Raw genomic sequence first — 17,534 nt, forward strand, 5'->3', positions numbered from 1 at the left:
GTCCCTTATTTATTTCTCTTCTGAATTCGGTTTTCGCGTTTCTTGATTTTGTCCATTTCATATTTCATTTTCTTTTTATAGCCTGGTTTTACCTTTTTAGGCTTGGAAACAAGCGACTTTGCCTTCGCCTCGCCTGCCGTTTCCTTCTTTTTTCTGTTCTGGCGTCTGTTCCGCTCTTCGATTTCGGTGAACTCGCCTTTTTTCAAATCGATGTTTTTAAAAGCGATGCCCATCTTTTCGAGACGCACCAATGCATCCTCATCGCTCTGCTCATATATAGTCAGTGCGATTCCTGATGAGCCGGCACGTGCAGTCCTTCCTACTCTGTGGATATAAAAATCGAGGTCCGTCGGCAGCTCATAGTTGATGACATGGCTGATTCCCTGGATATCGATTCCTCTTGCGGCCAGGTCAGTCGCAACTAGATATTGGAATTCGAGATCCTTGATTTGCTTCATGACCCGTTTGCGTTCACGCGGGCTCAGGTCACCATGGATACGGCCAACCTTCATCCCTTTTTGGATCAGACCATCGGCAATCTCATCAGCCTTTTTCTTCGTATTGGCAAAGACGATTCCCAAATATGGGTTGAATGCAAGGAGAGCTGAATGAACAAGCCCGATTTTATCCCGGTGTCTTGCAGGCAGCAGGATATGTTCAATTTTCTCTGCTGTAGCCTGTTTCGGGTCGACTTGAACATATTTCGGGTTTTCCATGTATTTTTTTAAGAATGGTTTTAACTTCTCAGGAATCGTCGCTGAAAAGACGAGCATTTGAATCTTTTCTGGCATGCGGGATGCAAACTGATCAATGTCCTCGATGAATCCCATGTCAAGCATCAAATCCGCCTCGTCAACAACGAGAATGTTGGCTGTATGCACGAATAGGGCATTTTCCTGCACCAGGTCATTGATTCTCCCAGGTGTGCCAATTACGATTTGCGGCTGTGTCTTAAGTTTTTCAATTGTTCTTTGCTTGTCCGTTCCGCCAATATAGCAGCGGGCAGTGATCTGCTCGCCCTCCGGAGCGTGTTCCGCAATTTTAAGTACTTCATGGTAAATCTGGTTCGCAAGCTCACGTGTTGGAGCTGTGATGACGGCCTGTACTTCATTTCGTGACGGATCGAGCTTGTCCATGATCGGCAATACATAGGCATGCGTCTTTCCAGTGCCTGTCTGTGATTGACCGATTGCGCTATCGCCCTTCAGCACAGTCGGGATCAGTCGTTCCTGTATCTCAGTCGGCTCGTAAAAGCCTAGTTTATTGATTGCATCTATAATGAACGGCTTCAGTTCATAACGTTCAAATTTTGTTTCACTCATTGAAAATCTCCTTCTTTTACCCTGTCCCGCCAGTGTATCCGGGAGTACAGCCTGTTCCGAAAGCTGTTCTTTTTCAGGTTCATCCTGTAATTATAATAAAGATTGCAGAAAATCTCCAATCAGTACTATCTTAACCTTTCCCACAAAAAAAACAAACCTGTTGGCAGCATACTTTTTTTCCTTAAACCATTCCTGACTTTTTGCATACGCTAGTAGGAGATGAAATATTGGGAAAGGAGGGGTCACGATGCTACAAGGACCCCGTATGAATATGCACGGGATGCACAATCGCTTCCAGGGCCCCCGAAGGATGGGTGGCCCCCGAATGGGTCAGCATCAGATGTATTCGAATCCATTTGGTCCTGGTCCTGGTCCCGGCCCCATGATGCCACAGGGACAGATGCCGCGGATGGGGGGCAGGAATCAACGCTCAAGGCAAGGCGGCGGACTGCTTTCGAAAATCCTCGGAAAGGGCAATAACCAGCGGAATGGTAGCTCAGGTTTGTTATCTGGAGGAAATCCGGCAGCACGGGGAGCAGGCTCAGGCGGCGGAATCCTGAAAACTCTCGCTGATCCGTCTGCATTGAATGGATTTCTCACCAACACGCAAAAAGTTCTTAGCACTGCACAGCAATTCGGACCGATGATCCAGCAATACGGTCCACTTGTCCGTAATCTGCCTTCAATGTGGAAGTTGTACAGAGGTTTGAAAGACCTCCCGGATGCTGAAGAGCAAACTGCTGAAACAGAAACGAATGAAAAGGTTGAGAAAAAGAAAAAAACACCAAAATCAAAAAAGAATGGTCCGGGTTCCCCATCACACAAAAAACCAGTAAAAAAACAAAGCAATAACTCAGCTTCTTCTCCCAAACTGTTCATATAAATCGGAAAACAGTTAATTCATTCCTTCTGGAAAGTCGCTTTTGTATTCTTTCTGCAAGTCTTATATAATAAAAGAAGGAATCAGAGGTATTCTTAGGAGGATGACTCAATGAATGTAATTAAAATATCGCCGCGCGGATACTGCTATGGTGTTGTTGATGCCATGGTCATTGCACGCAATGCTGCATTGGATAAAAGCTTGCCGCGTCCAATATATATACTTGGAATGATTGTCCATAATAAGCATGTCACTGATGCATTTGAAGAAGAAGGCATCATTACATTAGATGGAAACAACCGCAAGGAAATCCTTGAAAAAGTTGATGGCGGAACAGTTATTTTCACAGCACACGGCATTTCACCGGAAGTCAGGGAGCTTGCCAAGGAAAAAGGGCTAGTTTCGATTGACGCAACATGTCCTGACGTGACAAACACCCATAACCTGATCAGGGAGAAAGAAAAGGAAGGTTTTGAGGTCATTTACATCGGCAAAAAAGGCCATCCTGAACCTGAAGGGGCAGTAGGTGTCGCACCAGGGATCGTCCATCTTGTGGAAACAGCTGCAGATGTGGATGCCCTGAATCTGCAGGCTGAAAAGTTAATCGTCACTAACCAGACAACGATGAGCCAGTGGGACGTTGCCGACATCATGAAAAAAGTGAAAGAAAAGTATCCTCATGCCGAGGTCCACAGAGAAATCTGCATGGCAACACAGGTGCGCCAGGAGGCAGTCGCGGAGCAGGCCAAGGAAGCAGATGTCCTTATCGTCGTCGGTGACCCTAAGAGCAATAATTCGAATCGTCTCGCACAGGTATCAGAAGAAATAGCCGGAACAAAAGCATACCGGATTGCTGATATTACCGAGCTGGATATCGAATGGGTGAAGGATGCTGACACAGTCGCAGTCACTTCAGGAGCATCGACTCCGACTCCGATCACGAAAGAGGTCATTACTTTCCTCGAACAGTTTGATAAAGAAAACGAAGCAACCTGGGTAAAAGAGAAAAAAGTACCCCTTCATAAAATCCTGCCAAAGGTCAAGAAGACCGAGGCAAACGTATAAAAAAGGGAAAGCAGCCTGAATTGAGATTACAGGCTGCTTTCTTTTTATTTCGCTAAATTCGATAAATGTTCAACCTATATAAAAGTAAAAGGGTCGGTCTCTATTTCTGATGGGATGTATTTGACTTCATACCCTTTTTCCTGGCTGAGCCTTTCCATCACGGCGGCGACTCCCTGCTTCATGATCTTTTCGACATTATGTCCCGGGTCGATCATGTTCAATCCGGCCATAAGGGCGTCATGTGCTGTATGGTAATAAATATCCCCTGTTACATACACGTCTGCTCCACGAAATTTTGCCTGTGAGTAATATTTGTTTCCATCACCGCCAAGGACGGCTACTTTTTTCACCTTTGCGTTCAAGTCGCCGACGACACGTACTTTATCGACTCCTAAAGCTTTCTTTACAACTTTGGCAAATTCAGAAAGAGTCGTCTCTTCCACCTGTCCGATTCTTCCAAGTCCCAGCTGTTCACCTGTATTGTCAAGTCGATATACATCGTAGGCGACCTCCTCATAAGGATGGGTCTTGATCATAGCCTGGATGACCTTTTTTTCAATACTTTCCGGAAAAACAGTTTCTATGCGAACTTCATTGACAGCTTCAAGCCTTCCCTGTACGCCAATATGAGGGTCTGTATTTTCTCCCGGCAGGAAACGTCCCTCTCCCGCTCCTGAGAACGAACAATGGCTATAGTTGCCGATTGCTCCCGCCCCTGCATGTCCTAAAGCTTCGCGGAGAGTTTCAGCATCCTCCTCAGGTACAAAAACGACAAGCTTCTTCAGTTGATCCTCATAGGTAGGTACAAGCACTTGAGGGTTTTTTAGCCCTAGGGCAGCAGCCAGCAGATCATTTACTCCGCCTTTTGCCACATCGAGATTTGTATGTGCTGCATAAACCGCGATGTCATGTTTGATCAGCTTGGCAATCACTCTTCCTGCAGGAGTGTCGGTCGCGATTTTTTTCATTGGCCGGAAGATTGGCGGATGGTGAGCAATGATTAATTGAACGTCCTTGGCAATCGCCTCCTCCACCACTTCCTCTGTTACATCAAGTGCTACTAGGACGTTCTCGACCGACTGGTTCAAAGCCCCGATTTGCAGGCCGACCTTATCACCTTCCATCGCAAATGCCTTAGGTGAAAACTGTTCAAATAGCTGAATCACTTCATGGCCATTCACTTTTTTCACTGTAACGCCTCCTCTGCCATTTTCAATTTAGCTTTCAATTCCTGCCTTTTGCTTTCTGTATCATCATTTTGTACAGCCTCATCCAGCTGCTTTAGGATGCGCTCCCAATTCCGCTTTTCTGCATTCCACTTATCCTGGAATACTGCGGATTGCTCCTTTAGCAAAAATGGACCAAATAGAATGCCAGAATCAAGGTTCATTTGCTGATATGGCTTTAGTGGTTCACCCTTTTCTGCTACAAGGATCTCATAAATTTTCCGGTCCTCTTCAAGGATTTCTTCTTTAATGAGCTCCCAGCCATTGTCAATCAGCCATCTGCGTACTGCAAAGCTGCCAACATTAGGCTGGAGGACAAGCCTGCTGACTCCTTCTAATTTTGATTTCCCTTTTTCAAGAATCGTAGAAATCAATGTCCCCCCCATACCGGCGATTGTGATGCAATCCACCTCTCCGGGTTCAATAACTTCAAGTCCGTCCCCTTTACGGACTGAAATCTTGTCGGTAAGTTTTTCTTCCTTAACCTGATCAATGGCAGATTGGAAAGGCCCTTGGGCGACCTCGCCAGCTATCGCCATTGGAACAATTCCCTTCCTTACAACATGACAAGGAAGGTAGGCGTGATCGGAACCGATATCCGCCAGCCTCGCCCCCTGGGGAATATTATTTGCAACGGCTTCTAGCCGGTCTGAGAGTTTTTCAGTATTCATTCGAGTCACCTACTAAATCGTATTTTGCTTTTTTAAGTATATGAAACACCATGCTTCTTGTCCAATTAACCAGGAAAATAGTAAAGGCCCTTTGCGGTAGCAAAGAGCCTTTAAATGTTACTTCAGTTCATTGACGATCCATTCTGCCATTTGATCTTCTTTGCCAGCAGCCATACCAGGAGGCATTGCTCCTTTACCATTTACCAGGATGTCTTTGATTTCATCCTGTGAGTACTTGCTGCCAACACCTTTTAGAGCAGGACCAGATACACCTTCATACTGGTTTCCGTGGCAAGCTGCGCATGATTGCTGGTAGAAATCCTCAGGGTTCACTTCAGCTGTTTCTTCGGTCTTTTCGCCGCCTTCTTTTTCCTTTGCTAGATCCTTGGAATCCCCTACACCCTTGAAAGAAAGCAAGAACATCAAGCCGATCCCCATCACCATGATCAACACGAACGGGATAATTGGATTACGATTCATCATATACCCTCCTTTATGTACAACATCAAACTTAAATAATGATTTCACACAGATATTATTTTACTTGAAAAACGTTTACAGGGAAAGTAAAAAAGCAAACTTTGTCACACTTGTTCACAATTTAGACAAAAAACTCCATCGTTTGATGAAGTTTTCTGTACAAAGCATATTTAGGATACCCATTTAGCAGCCAATTAATCTTGCAATCACCATTCTTTGGACTTCTGATGTGCCTTCACCGATCTCGAGCAGCTTCGCATCCCTCATGTAACGTTCTACTTCGTACTCTCTCATATAGCCGTAGCCGCCATGGATCTGGACAGCCTGGTCAGCCACTTCCATCGCAATCTCTGAAGCATACAGCTTACACATCGAAGCTTCCTTTGAGAATGGGCGCCCTTGATCCTTCAGCCAGGCAGCCTTATAGACCATATTCCGCGCAAGCTCAATTTTCATTGCCATGTCCGCTAGCTTGAACTGGATAGCCTGGAACTGTGATATCGGCCTGCCGAATTGCTGCCTTTCCTTAGCATATTGCAAGGCTTTTTCATATGCAGCCTGAGCCACTCCGACAGCCATAGCACCGATTCCTATCCTGCCCCCATCAAGCGTCACAAGGAATTGCTTGAAGCCTTCCCCTTTTTTCCCAAGAAGGTTTTCAACCGGAACATGGACATCCTCCATCACCAGCTGAGTCGTATTCGAAGCATTCAACCCCATCTTTTCATAATTGTCAATGACAGAAAACCCTGGTGCATCGGTCGGCACGATAATCGCACTGATTTCCTTTTTTCCATCGACATTGCCCGTGATCGCTGTCATTGCGAGATGTTTGGCATAGCTTGCATTCGTGATAAAGTTCTTGCTGCCATTAATGATGTACTCTCCATCCACTTCTTTGGCTGTTGTCTGGGTCCCCCCAGCATCTGAGCCAGCATTAGGTTCGGTCAGTCCGAAAGCTCCCAGTGATTCTCCTGTACAGATTGGTGCCAGATACTTTTGCTTTTGCTCCTCTGTGCCAAATAGATTGATAGGAGCGCCTCCAAGAGATATGTGGGCAGAGTATGTAATCCCGGTTGAGGCGCAAGCCTTGCTCAATTCCTCGGTTACAATTGCAAAACTGACCGTATCAGCTCCTGCTCCGCCATATTCTTCAGGGAATGGCAAACCCAGCATCCCTAGTTCTCCCAGTTTTTTGAAGATTTCTGTCGGGAATTGTTTTGTTTTATCTCTTTCAATCGCTCCTGGAGCAACTTCTTCCTCCGCAAACTCTTTAATCGTCCTTTTAATCATTGCCTGTTCTGATGTTAAATCAAAATTCATTTCCATCCCCCTTAAAACATTGAATGCGTTTACATTCTTCATTATAAAGGTGAATAAACAATTTTCTCAACATTTAAAAACTTTAAAATTGTTAAAAATTATATGAATATAGCAATTAACAGGACAATCAACCCGATGATCCCTGAAAGTTTGAAGCTCACCATATTCCACTTCGTCCCAGCAGCAATCCACAATATACAGTTCAGGCCTGCCACGATGTACAACAAGATGGGTTGCTCTGGAAATATTATTTCCGCCGCCTGAACAGATGTGATCAATAACAGTAGTGCAGCAGCCAGTATTGGGATCAGATCAAAAAAAGTTTTTTTCAACATATATAGGACAACTGTAAGGGTAGTAACTCCAAAAATAATGATGAGGGCAGTTTGCAAAAAGAGCGACAATTCAGTAAAATAAAATAAAAAAACTGAAAGCGATAACAAAGCAATTAAAATAAAACTGATTAATCCTTTAATGCCTTTCGATCTTTTTTCCTGAGGTATGTCACCTTCAGTACTTCCTTCTGTATACAAGTTCAAAAGGAAGTCACAATAGTGCTCTGGCAGCATCCTGTTTTGCTTCCAGTACTTAATCTCATTGGTGATGATTTTCCGGCGATGGTCATCCATATTTGGGCACATCCTGTCTTTTGGTTTATCACAACTTAGAATATTAGCTCATGAAAAAAGGAATAATTTACTTTTATTTTAAAAAGTAAATTATTCCTTGGCAATCCTATTCTAAAAAGTCTTTCAATCGTTTGCTGCGGCTTGGGTGTCTCAGCTTTCGAAGTGCTTTCGCTTCAATTTGGCGAATACGCTCGCGTGTAACGCCAAATACTTTGCCCACTTCTTCCAATGTGCGTGTACGTCCATCATCAAGACCGAAACGGAGTCTTAAGACATTCTCTTCACGATCTGTTAGCGTGTCAAGGACATCCTCCAGCTGTTCCTTCAAAAGCTCGTATGCAGCATGTTCTGAAGGAGAGGTAGCATCCTGGTCCTCGATGAAATCCCCAAGGTGGGAATCATCTTCTTCACCGATTGGTGTTTCAAGGGACACTGGCTCCTGGGCAATCTTCAGGATCTCACGTACTTTTTCAGGGGACAGATCCATGTCTTCACCGATTTCTTCAGGTGTCGGTTCGCGTCCAAGGTCTTGAAGGAGCTGCCTTTGTACACGAATCAATTTGTTGATTGTTTCCACCATATGGACAGGAATCCTGATTGTCCTTGCCTGGTCAGCGATGGCACGCGTAATGGCTTGACGGATCCACCATGTTGCATAGGTACTGAATTTAAACCCTTTGCGGTAATCGAACTTTTCTACGGCCTTGATCAAGCCCATGTTTCCTTCCTGGATCAGGTCAAGGAATAACATGCCACGGCCAACATAACGCTTCGCGATACTTACAACCAGTCGAAGGTTAGCTTCCGCGAGCCGTCTTTTCGCTTCTTCATCGCCTTGTTCGATTCTTTCTGCAAGATTGATTTCTTCTTCTGCAGAGAGCAGGTCGACACGGCCAATCTCTTTTAGGTACATCCTTACCGGGTCATTGATCTTTACTCCCGGAGGCACACTTAAGTCATTCAAATCGAATTCTTCATCGTCTTTAGCAAGCTGTTTGATGTCAGGGTCATCAACCTCATCGCTTTCACCTACGAGTTCAATCCCTTGTTCACCGAGGAACTCATAGTATTCATCCATTTGATCGGAATCAAGGTCAAAGCTAGAGAGCCTTTCTGCGATATCATCATAAGCAAGGACACCTGTTTTCTTGCCAATTGCTGTTAACTGGTCTTTCACTTGTTCAACTGTCACTTCATTTTCGGTGACTTCTTTAGAACGGGCTGACTTTTCAGCCATATGTCCCCCTCCTTCCAAAAATCAAAAACAATCAGCATAAGCTTTTATAAGGTCTTGCGCAATTGGATAATTTCCGTGGCAATCGCCGCAGCGCGCAAGAAATCGTTTTGTCGTTCTGCCTGTTTTTGTTCTGCCATTTTTTCCTTTATTTTTAACATTTTTTGATAATTCAAGACCTGCTTGATATAATCAGATAATTCCTGGTCACTGATTTCCTCGTTAAGAGGCATCATTTCTATATCAGCAACGACCCTTTTTAGCTTATTATCGTGAAGATAATTTAAGAACGCTCCCGGGTCAGGATCATGTCCTTTTTCATAGTATGCAAATAAATAAGTAATAATAGCCTGGTGTTCGTCAATGTTCAATGTATTCCCTGCAAGCAGACCCTGAACCTTATACGCCACGTCTGCATCTTTCATCATATGAAAGATCATTCGCCTCTCTGCAGTATGGTAGGCAGGCTTTAGTTCTGTCTTCCTTGTATAAGTTACAGGTCTTGATTCCGCTCGCGGTTGATTTTGCTTTTTTGGAGCCGTTGACTGAACCAACTGGTTGAGCTGCTGGATCAATGCATCCAGGGAAAGCGAAAACTCAGTCGCAAGCTGTCGCAAATACAGATCCTTTTCTACTGCTTTATCGAGTGTACTGATTTCTTTAAGTACTTCTTCGATATATTGAAGGCGATCTCCTTCATTCTGAAGGTTTTTCCCTCGGCGATAATATATTAATTTAAATGCCATCAATGTGGCGCTGGAGCCAATGATATCGTTCCTGAATTTTTCTTCGCCATGCACTTTTATGAAATCATCAGGATCCATCCCATCCGGCATCATGGCAACCCTGACAGCGATTCCTGCTTTTGACAGCATGTTTGACGCCCTGAATGCCGCTTCAATACCAGCTTTGTCAGAGTCGTAACAAACCGTTACAGCTTGAACGTTTCTTTTGAGCAAGGAAATATGTTCCTCAGTCAAAGATGTCCCCATCGTGGCGACACCATTTTCTACGCCTGCACGGTTAGCGGAAATAACATCGGCAAAGCCTTCGAAAAGCACAGCCTGCTGCTGCTTCCTAATCGAGCCGCGGGCAAGATGGAAATTATATAAAATTTTACTTTTATTGAAAATTTGCGTTTCGGGACTGTTCAGGTATTTAGGCTCTTCGTCCCCCATAGCTCTCCCTGAAAACGCAATCGTATTTCCCTGATGATCCAGGATTGGAAACATGATCCTGTTCCGGAACCTGTCAAAGTAGGTACCATCGTTTTCCCGCTGAATGATCAATCCTGCTTTGGAAATCAGCTCCAGAGAGAATCCCCGTTTTTCCAGAAGCTTAACCGCAAAATCCCATGAAGGGAGTGCATAGCCAATTTGGAAGCGGTCAATTGATTCCTGGGTGAATCCTCTGTTAAGTAGATACTCCAGGGCATCCTGGCCCTCTTTTGTGTTTACAAGCAAATGATGATAGAATTTACGCAATAGTTCATGCGCTTCAATCATTTGCTTAGAGCCTTCAGGCAGTTGTGGATTTCTGCCTGCAGCCTGACCTTCAAGTTTCAGCTCAATGTTGGCCCTTTCCGCGAGCTTAACTGCAGCTTCTTGAAACGACAGGCCATCGATATCCATCAGGAATGAAAAGACATTCCCACCGGCTCCACAACCAAAGCAGTGATAAATCTGCTTATCAGGTGAAACTGAAAATGACGGAGAGTTTTCCCCATGAAATGGACAAAGCCCAAAGTAATTGCGGCCCTGTTTTTTCAATTGGACATAATCACCAATGACATCGACTATTTCAACCGCTTGCCGGATTTCATTTACTTTTTCCTCGGCAATCCTCTCTGCCATAAGCATGACCTCTAATTAGTTGTGATTCGTTGAACATACCTTAAAATTCAATAAAAGCCTGTTCAATTCCTTTATAAACTTTTCCCTGTCTCTTTCAGTAAAGGGTTTTGGCCCTTTTCCATAGGATCCCTGCCTTCGTGCCCGCGCAGAAAGATATCTTAAGTCAAGAGCAGTCTGAATGTCCTTTTCTTCAAATAAATTTCCCCTTGGAGAGATGGCATAAACCCCTTTCGCAATAAGCGTAGAAGCAAGACCAATGTCCTGCGTCACCGCAAAATCACCTTTTTTTACGTGGTTCATTAAATAAAGGTCTACAGCCTCCTTATGAGAATCGACAAAAACCCAGTTCTGCCCTTGAAGATCGTTCTTCATATGAGCATATGAGGCCACAAAAACAGCTTCGATGGAATACTTCGAAGCAATTTCGACAATTTCCTTAATGACCGGGCAAGAGTCAGCATCAACAAAAAGGATCTGACTGTTGATTTTACTAGTATTAATTCTACATCACTCCGCATATTCCTTCTTAAGGAATGGATTTTTTCAAGGGAATTTTGTCGAATTTTTTCGCGGTCAATATCTTGACAACTGATAGTAAATAGTTTATTCGTAATCTGTCCAGTCTAAACCTAAACAGATACATTTTTATCACAATTTTTTATTATAGTATAAGAAAGCCTATTTTTCCATTATTTTTTCTCGGTTAATGCATTAATTCAATGAAGAGAACTGTCAAAAAGAAAAGCACATAAAAAATATGTGCTATTCGTCCATTTTCTTGTTACGGACCATATTCAGGATGACATTTGCTGTTTCTTCAACTGCTTTGTTTGTTACATCAATGACCGGACACCCTATTTTCTCAACGATCCCATCAAAATATTCAATCTCTTCCTTGATTCTTTCGATATTTGCATAGATTGCCTGATCGTTTAAACCAAGCGAAATCAGGCGCTCACGGCGGATTTGATTCAACTTATCCGGTGTGATCCTTAGGCCGAAGCATTTTTCCTTTGGAACAAGAAAAAGTTCTTCAGGGGGATCCACTTCAGGGACAAGCGGCACATTCGCGACTTTGTAGCGCTTGTGAGCCAGGTATTGTGATAACGGGGTTTTTGAAGTTCTCGATACTCCAACGAGGACGATATCCGCTTTCAGTATACCTCTTGGATCTCGCCCATCATCGTATTTCACGGCAAATTCAATCGCTTCGACTTTCTTGAAATAATCTTCATCAAGTTTCCGGACAAGACCAGGTTCATACAAAGGGGTCTCGCCACTCAGGACCTGGATTTGATGCATGAGCGGGCCGATGATGTCACACGCATGGATTCCCACTTTTGCAGCGGATTCCTGAAGATAATCGCTGATATCTGGCTTGACCAGTGTATAAGCGATCATTCCTCCATCATGCTTTGCCAACGCAATAACTTCATCAATATGTACTTTATCCTCTACATAAGGAAACCTTTTAAGTGAAACATCCAAATGTTCGAACTGGCTGATGGCAGCCTTCGTAACAAGCTCAGCTGTTTCGCCGACTGAATCAGAAACCACATAAATAATAGGTGTTTTACTCATCTTTGACCAACCCCTTCTCTATTTGCTCCTTATTCTTCAGCCAAGGCCACGAAAGCCTTCGTAATGTTTGTCTTGGTCAACCTTCCTACTAGCTCGTATCCATCATCTGTATCTTTAATGATTGGAAGGGCATCAATCTGCTTTTCAATTAATTCATTGGCAGCATCAATAAGCAGGTCATCACGGCGGCAAATAGTAATATTTGGCATCCTTGTCATGATGATATTAACCGGCAAGGTCGTCAGCTCCTGTTTTCCGATGCTTGCTCTCAATAAATCTTTGCGAGAAAGGACACCTACTAGCTTTGAACCTTTATCGACAACAAATAAAGTGCCTACATCTTCTAAGAACATCGTGACGATCGCATCGTATACAGATACATTTTCAGGGACGACTACAGGGATGGACTGATAATCCCTGACGAGAATCTTTTTTAGGTTCTCTGAAAGCAGCTGATTTCCAGATTTGCCTGTATAGAAATAACCTACACGTGGCCTGGCATCCAAATATCCCGACATTGTCAGGATGGCAAGGTCTGGCCTGAGCGTAGCCCTTGTCAGATTTAACTTTTCAGCTATATGCTCCCCTGTGATTGGTCCATTATCTTTTACGATTTGCAAAATTTGCTCCTGGCGTTTATTCAGTTCGATTGTCCTCACCACCCATCGGGAGATTTTTTTTTAAGCTGGTTCTCGCATTGCTTCTCAAATCTCATAACCTCATGGAATCATTAATTCATGCTAACTGAGATTGACTATAATAATAATTATATACCACAAGAGGTAAACAGAAGAAAATAATTCTCAAAACCTTTTTTACAGCTTTATGACGCTTTTCATGATCACAATACTTGTTAAAGTGCCTTCCCCTGGAGGAAGGCACTCATTGCACTGTTTATCAGTAATGGCTGGTTATTTGACTACAATATCATTTACCTTAGCAAGTTTCATGATTAACACCGCAAGTGCCGCCATTTGATTCAGGCGATTTTCACGTACTTCGGCTTGGTCTGCCATGACCATCGTATGCTCAAAATAGTCATTGATTTCCGGCTTGATGTCAACCAGCAACTGATAATAGGAGGCTGCATCCATTCCGTCTTCAGCCTTCTTTCCAAGCTCCAGGTACTTTTCATACAGCTTTTGTTCATATTGTGTTTCGAATCGCTCAGGATCGATATCACCCAGAACATCTTTCTTGCTTGCGATGTTAAGAACCCGGCTCAATGCCTCAATGCTTTCTTTGAAGCCTTCATTCCTGCTGGCATCCTGAAGCGTAGTCGCTTTTTCAATAAGTTCCGATACCGTACCTATTTCACCGCCAAGCACTGCATCGATTAGATCGTAGCGAATGCCTCGCTCTTGCAGCAAATGCTTGACTCTCAGCTTAAAGAATTGGATAAGATCATGGTACACTTCTTCGTCATTGCGTTTGATGATTCCTGCTTCTGACACAAGATTCAGTGATAGGCCTACAAGGTTCTCCAGTGAGATGTTCCATTTCTTTTCAATCAGTGTCTGAACAATCCCTGTTGCCTGTCTTCTCAAAGCATAAGGGTCCTGTGAGCCACTTGGGATGATACCAAGTGAGAAGAACGCCACGATGGTATCCAGTTTATCAGCGATTGCAACCAACGCGCCAGCTGGAGAACCTGGAATTGAATCTTCAGCGTTACGAGGCATATAATGCTCATTGATTGCCGCAGCTACCTCTGGGTTTTCACCTTTTTGCAGGGCATATTTTTCACCCATGATCCCCTGCAGTTCTGGGAATTCATATACCATTTGAGAAACCAAGTCGAATTTGCTGATTTGGGCTGCCCGATCTGCATTTTTCAAGACCTCTGGCGAAAACTCCATTCTACCAGCAATCAAGCCTACAAGCTTGCGAACACGTTCTGATTTTTCAGCAATCGTTCCGATTTCTTCGTGGTAGACAACATTCTTTAACTTTTCCAATGCCGCATCAATCTGCATTCTTTGATCCTCTTTGTAGAAAAATGCCGCATCGGCCAATCGGGCTCTAAGAACTTTCTCATTCCCGCGGGCAACTTTTTCAATATGGAGATGGTCACCATTCCTGACCGTAATGAAATGAGGCAGCAAGTCGCCGTTCTTTGATTTCACCGGAAAGTACCGTTGGTGCTCCTTCATGGAAGTGATCAGGACTTCACTCGGTATTTCCAGGAATTCATCTTCGAAACGGCCATATAAGGCTGTTGGATATTCGACGAGGTTATTGACTTCTTCCAGCAAGTCTTCATCAACCGGAACTGCCCAGCCATTCTCCTCCTCGATTTTTTCTAGCTGAGATATAATCGCATCTTTACGCTTTTGCGCATCAGCAACTACATATTGCCCTAACAATGCTTCTTCATATTCCTTAGGATTCGATAGCACAATCTCGCCCTCTCCAAGAAACCTATGACCTCTAGTTGTATTGCCAGTTTGTGCACCAGCGATTTCGAAAGGGATGATTTCATTTCCAAACATCGCAACAAGCCATTTGATCGGACGAACATAACGAAGTTCAAGATCTGCCCAGCGCATGTTTTTCGGGAATGTCAATCCGGAAATAATGGCTTTCAACTCTGCAAGCAATTCAATAGTTTCCTGCCCTTTAATGAATTTCTTAACATGAGCATATTCAACACCATTGATTTCTTTAAAATAAATATCCTCAACACTCAATCCCTGGCCTCGTGTGAAGCCGATTGCTGCTTTGGACCACTCTCCGCTTTCAGAAATAGCGATTTTTTTAGCAGGGCCTTTTGCTTCTTCCTCACTGTCTTCCTGTCGCTCATCGACATTCAGGACAAGCAATGCAAGCCTGCGCGGTGTGGAATAAAGCGTGATTTCTTCGAATCCGATATCATTCGACTCCAGCCACTTCTCGACCTTGGAAGCAAGCTGGTTTATGGAGTCAGTCATAAATCTTGCAGGCATTTCCTCCAGACCGATTTCAAGCAATAAATCCCGTTTAGTCATTTTCCACCTGCTCCTTCCGTTTGATGATTGGGAAGCCTAATTTCTCTCTTTCCTCGTAAAAGGTTTTCGCTACTTTTTTCGCAAGATTTCGGATACGCGCTATATAGCCGGTCCTTTCAGTTACGGATATCGCTCCGCGAGCATCTAGAATGTTAAAAGTGTGGGAACACTTCAGGACATAGTCATACGCAGGATGGACAAGCCCTTCGTCCATCTGGCGATTCGCTTCTTTTTCATATATGCTGAAAAGATTAAAAAGCATATCTTTATCGGATGTCTCAAAAGTATATTTTGAATGCTCATACTCTGGCTGACCAAATATGTCCCTTACAGTAAAACCTTCTGTCCATTCCAGATCAAAGACATTTTCCTTGTCCTGGATATAGGATGCGAGTCGCTCGATCCCATAAGTAATCTCTACGGATACCGGTTTGCAGTCCAGGCCGCCTACCTGCTGGAAATATGTGAATTGCGTAATTTCCATTCCGTCCAGCCATACTTCCCAACCAAGGCCAGCGCAGCCAAGAGATGGATTTTCCCAGTTGTCTTCTACAAAACGGATATCATGTTCGAGGGGATCAATTCCCAATGCTTTTAGCGAATCAAGGTATAGTTCCTGGATATTATCCGGTGATGGCTTCATGATCACTTGGAATTGATGATGCTGATAAAGCCTGTTCGGATTTTCTCCGTAGCGGCCGTCAGCCGGGCGGCGTGATGGCTCAACGTACGCGACATTCCATGGCTCAGGTCCAATAGCCCTTAAAAACGTGTAAGGACTCATCGTTCCGGCACCCTTTTCGGTGTCATATGCCTGCATCAGGACGCACCCTTGTTCAGACCAGTGTTTTTGCAATGTTAAAATCATATTCTGGATATTCATCTTTACACCTCCGAAAATTTTGAATCGAATATTCTAATCAACATCAACTTACGATTACCTATATTAAAATAAAAAAACTCTCGCCCCCTATGCATCTAATTCATGCATAGGGACGAGAGTTTACCCGCGGTTCCACCCTATTTGCTGCAAAGAGCAGCCTCTTTAAATTGATGTCGCTCCGGAACGCCTTCCTTAATTTCTGCAATCCGGCTCACACCATACCCGGACTCGCTAATACAGAGGGATTTAAGTACTCTTTTCCTTCACCGCAACATATGTAATTATGATGATCGCTTTTCCCTGCACGATGGCTTTACACTTATCCACCGGCAAATATGAAAAGCTTTGATTTGAATGATAGCGAAAACAGAATGCAATGTCAATAGTTACAGTTGGTCCCTGAAAGAATCCATTTGATCCAGGAATTTCCTTGTTTTTAAGTAAAGTCCCGAATATTCATCGTAATAAGCAGAAATAACCTTTTTCAGCTCAAGTTTCGTCTCTGGCTTAACCGATATATTGCCAAGGCGGCTTAAGTCGAGCAAGTAAAATAAGCGCAGCAGCCTCACAGTACCTGGCGAGGTCTTGATCCTGTACGGATCGATTTCAAAACAGCGATGGCACAACAGACCGCCTTCCCTGATTGAAAAATTGAACTCACCCTTTGTATTGCCGCAATTTGCACACTTGTCCAGGATGGGATAAAGCCCCTGGACATTCAGCATTTTCATTTCATAAATAAAAGTGAGAATCTCCATATCATAGCCTTCATTCATAAAGTTCAGCGTCTGGAGAAGCAATTCAAACAGAAAAGGGTTGGATCTCTTTTCTTCAGTCACTTTATCAGTCAAATCGACAATATAGCTGGCATGCGCGGTAAGGAATATATCTTCTCTGATCGATCTCATTGAAGAAATCATTTCCCCCTGCTGAAGACTGCCAAGGCCTGAACTTGCCTGAAAAAGGAACTGCCCGTAAGTAAAAAGTTGGGTGACAGCAGAAAGCCTGCTATTAGGCTTTTTAGCCCCTCTTGCCATCACACCAACTTTACCAAATTCCCTTGTATATAAGGTAACTATTTTATTGTTCTCGCCATAATTTGTCGTTCTAATGACAATGCCTTCACATTTCTGCAGCATTTTTTGTCACCATCCATCACTACAGACAAACCTATGAGATTGGAAAATCAATTTCTGCTAGTTCTTCCTCCTGATAACCGGGTATTTCATGATTGTCTTTCTCTAATTCCTTAAAGAGAAGATATGTGTCAATGTTACCTGTCTGAGAAAACACCTTCCAGGTAAAATCCAACATCGAAAACCCCACCTTTCGTTTTTTCACTAGCAACTTATTTATCCCAAATCCTTATGAATATCATAGCCTGTCAATCAGATTTTCAT

The 17,534-nt window shown here is 43.6% G+C and carries 17 protein-coding genes and 1 other annotated feature; of the genes, 2 read left to right on the forward strand and 15 right to left on the reverse strand.

What is annotated here, in order from left to right; all coding sequences use genetic code 11:
* Nucleotides 1-5 precede the first annotated feature (5 nt).
* Nucleotides 6-1,322 (reverse strand): DEAD/DEAH box helicase, encoded by a 1,317-nt coding sequence (locus RH061_RS16325; RefSeq protein WP_311071728.1) that lies wholly within the window; start codon nucleotides 1,320-1,322, stop codon nucleotides 6-8.
* A gap of 325 nt (nucleotides 1,323-1,647) precedes the next feature.
* Here RH061_RS16325 and vrrA point away from each other — a divergent pair, with 325 nt between their 5' ends.
* Both vrrA and RH061_RS16335 read left to right on the forward strand, forming a co-directional pair.
* Nucleotides 1,648-2,205, forward strand: coding sequence for a VrrA/YqfQ family protein (gene vrrA / locus RH061_RS16330; protein ID WP_311071729.1), 558 nt, complete (start codon nucleotides 1,648-1,650; stop codon nucleotides 2,203-2,205).
* Nucleotides 2,206-2,313: 108 nt separating this feature from the next.
* The gene (locus RH061_RS16335) at nucleotides 2,314-3,267 is read left to right on the forward strand and encodes a 4-hydroxy-3-methylbut-2-enyl diphosphate reductase (RefSeq protein WP_311071731.1); all 954 of its coding nucleotides are present in this window, start codon (nucleotides 2,314-2,316) and stop codon (nucleotides 3,265-3,267) included.
* A 74-nt stretch (nucleotides 3,268-3,341) separates the two neighbouring features.
* Here the strand turns inward: RH061_RS16335 and RH061_RS16340 are convergent, their stop codons facing one another.
* The 14 genes from RH061_RS16340 to RH061_RS16405 all read right to left on the reverse strand — a co-directional run bounded on the left by RH061_RS16340 (nucleotide 3,342) and on the right by RH061_RS16405 (nucleotide 17,448).
* Nucleotides 3,342-4,457 (reverse strand): Nif3-like dinuclear metal center hexameric protein, encoded by a 1,116-nt coding sequence (locus RH061_RS16340; RefSeq protein ID WP_311071733.1) that lies wholly within the window; start codon nucleotides 4,455-4,457, stop codon nucleotides 3,342-3,344.
* A complete protein-coding gene (locus RH061_RS16345; protein ID WP_311071734.1) occupies nucleotides 4,454-5,164 on the reverse strand; it encodes a tRNA (adenine(22)-N(1))-methyltransferase in 711 nt (236 codons plus the stop codon). The genes RH061_RS16340 and RH061_RS16345 overlap by 4 nt, the downstream gene beginning before the upstream one ends.
* Nucleotides 5,165-5,281: 117 nt before the next feature.
* Entirely contained in the window at nucleotides 5,282-5,644 is a 363-nt protein-coding gene (cccA, locus tag RH061_RS16350; protein WP_311076429.1) for a cytochrome c550, read from the reverse strand.
* 183 nt (nucleotides 5,645-5,827) lie between these two features.
* Nucleotides 5,828-6,967, reverse strand: a complete 1,140-nt coding sequence (locus tag RH061_RS16355) for an acyl-CoA dehydrogenase family protein (protein WP_102263620.1) — start codon at nucleotides 6,965-6,967, stop codon at nucleotides 5,828-5,830.
* A 98-nt stretch (nucleotides 6,968-7,065) separates the two neighbouring features.
* Nucleotides 7,066-7,596, reverse strand: a complete 531-nt coding sequence (locus tag RH061_RS16360; protein WP_311071737.1) for a hypothetical protein — start codon at nucleotides 7,594-7,596, stop codon at nucleotides 7,066-7,068.
* Between the two features lie 106 nt (nucleotides 7,597-7,702).
* Nucleotides 7,703-8,833 (reverse strand): RNA polymerase sigma factor RpoD, encoded by a 1,131-nt coding sequence (gene rpoD / locus RH061_RS16365; protein ID WP_311071739.1) that lies wholly within the window; start codon nucleotides 8,831-8,833, stop codon nucleotides 7,703-7,705.
* A 44-nt stretch (nucleotides 8,834-8,877) separates the two neighbouring features.
* The gene (gene dnaG, locus RH061_RS16370) at nucleotides 8,878-10,683 is read right to left on the reverse strand and encodes a DNA primase (protein WP_311071741.1); all 1,806 of its coding nucleotides are present in this window, start codon (nucleotides 10,681-10,683) and stop codon (nucleotides 8,878-8,880) included.
* A gap of 15 nt (nucleotides 10,684-10,698) precedes the next feature.
* Nucleotides 10,699-11,184, reverse strand: coding sequence for a YaiI/YqxD family protein (locus tag RH061_RS16375; protein ID WP_311076430.1), 486 nt, complete (start codon nucleotides 11,182-11,184; stop codon nucleotides 10,699-10,701).
* 261 nt (nucleotides 11,185-11,445) lie between these two features.
* On the reverse strand, nucleotides 11,446-12,264 hold the full coding sequence (locus tag RH061_RS16380; protein ID WP_311071744.1) for a pyruvate, water dikinase regulatory protein: 819 nt from the start codon (nucleotides 12,262-12,264) through the stop codon (nucleotides 11,446-11,448).
* Between the two features lie 29 nt (nucleotides 12,265-12,293).
* Nucleotides 12,294-12,926 carry a transcriptional regulator CcpN gene (locus tag RH061_RS16385; RefSeq protein ID WP_311071745.1) on the reverse strand — a complete coding sequence of 211 codons (633 nt, stop codon included), beginning with the start codon at nucleotides 12,924-12,926 and terminating at the stop codon, nucleotides 12,294-12,296.
* A gap of 249 nt (nucleotides 12,927-13,175) precedes the next feature.
* Nucleotides 13,176-15,251: a glycine--tRNA ligase subunit beta gene (glyS, locus tag RH061_RS16390; protein WP_311071747.1), complete on the reverse strand. Its 2,076-nt coding sequence runs from the start codon at nucleotides 15,249-15,251 to the stop codon at nucleotides 13,176-13,178.
* Entirely contained in the window at nucleotides 15,244-16,134 is an 891-nt protein-coding gene (gene glyQ / locus RH061_RS16395; protein ID WP_311071749.1) for a glycine--tRNA ligase subunit alpha, read from the reverse strand. The genes glyS and glyQ overlap by 8 nt, the downstream gene beginning before the upstream one ends.
* A 105-nt stretch (nucleotides 16,135-16,239) precedes the next feature.
* Nucleotides 16,240-16,410 (reverse strand) — a binding site (T-box leader).
* 110 nt (nucleotides 16,411-16,520) lie between these two features.
* A complete protein-coding gene (recO, locus tag RH061_RS16400) occupies nucleotides 16,521-17,273 on the reverse strand; it encodes a DNA repair protein RecO (RefSeq protein WP_311071751.1) in 753 nt (250 codons plus the stop codon).
* Between the two features lie 31 nt (nucleotides 17,274-17,304).
* Nucleotides 17,305-17,448 carry a YqzL family protein gene (locus tag RH061_RS16405; RefSeq protein WP_311071753.1) on the reverse strand — a complete coding sequence of 48 codons (144 nt, stop codon included), beginning with the start codon at nucleotides 17,446-17,448 and terminating at the stop codon, nucleotides 17,305-17,307.
* Between the last annotated feature and the right edge of the window lie 86 nt (nucleotides 17,449-17,534).

It is taken from the genome of Mesobacillus jeotgali (assembly GCF_031759225.1).
Classification (GTDB): Bacteria; Bacillota; Bacilli; order Bacillales; family Cytobacillaceae; genus Mesobacillus; species Mesobacillus jeotgali_B.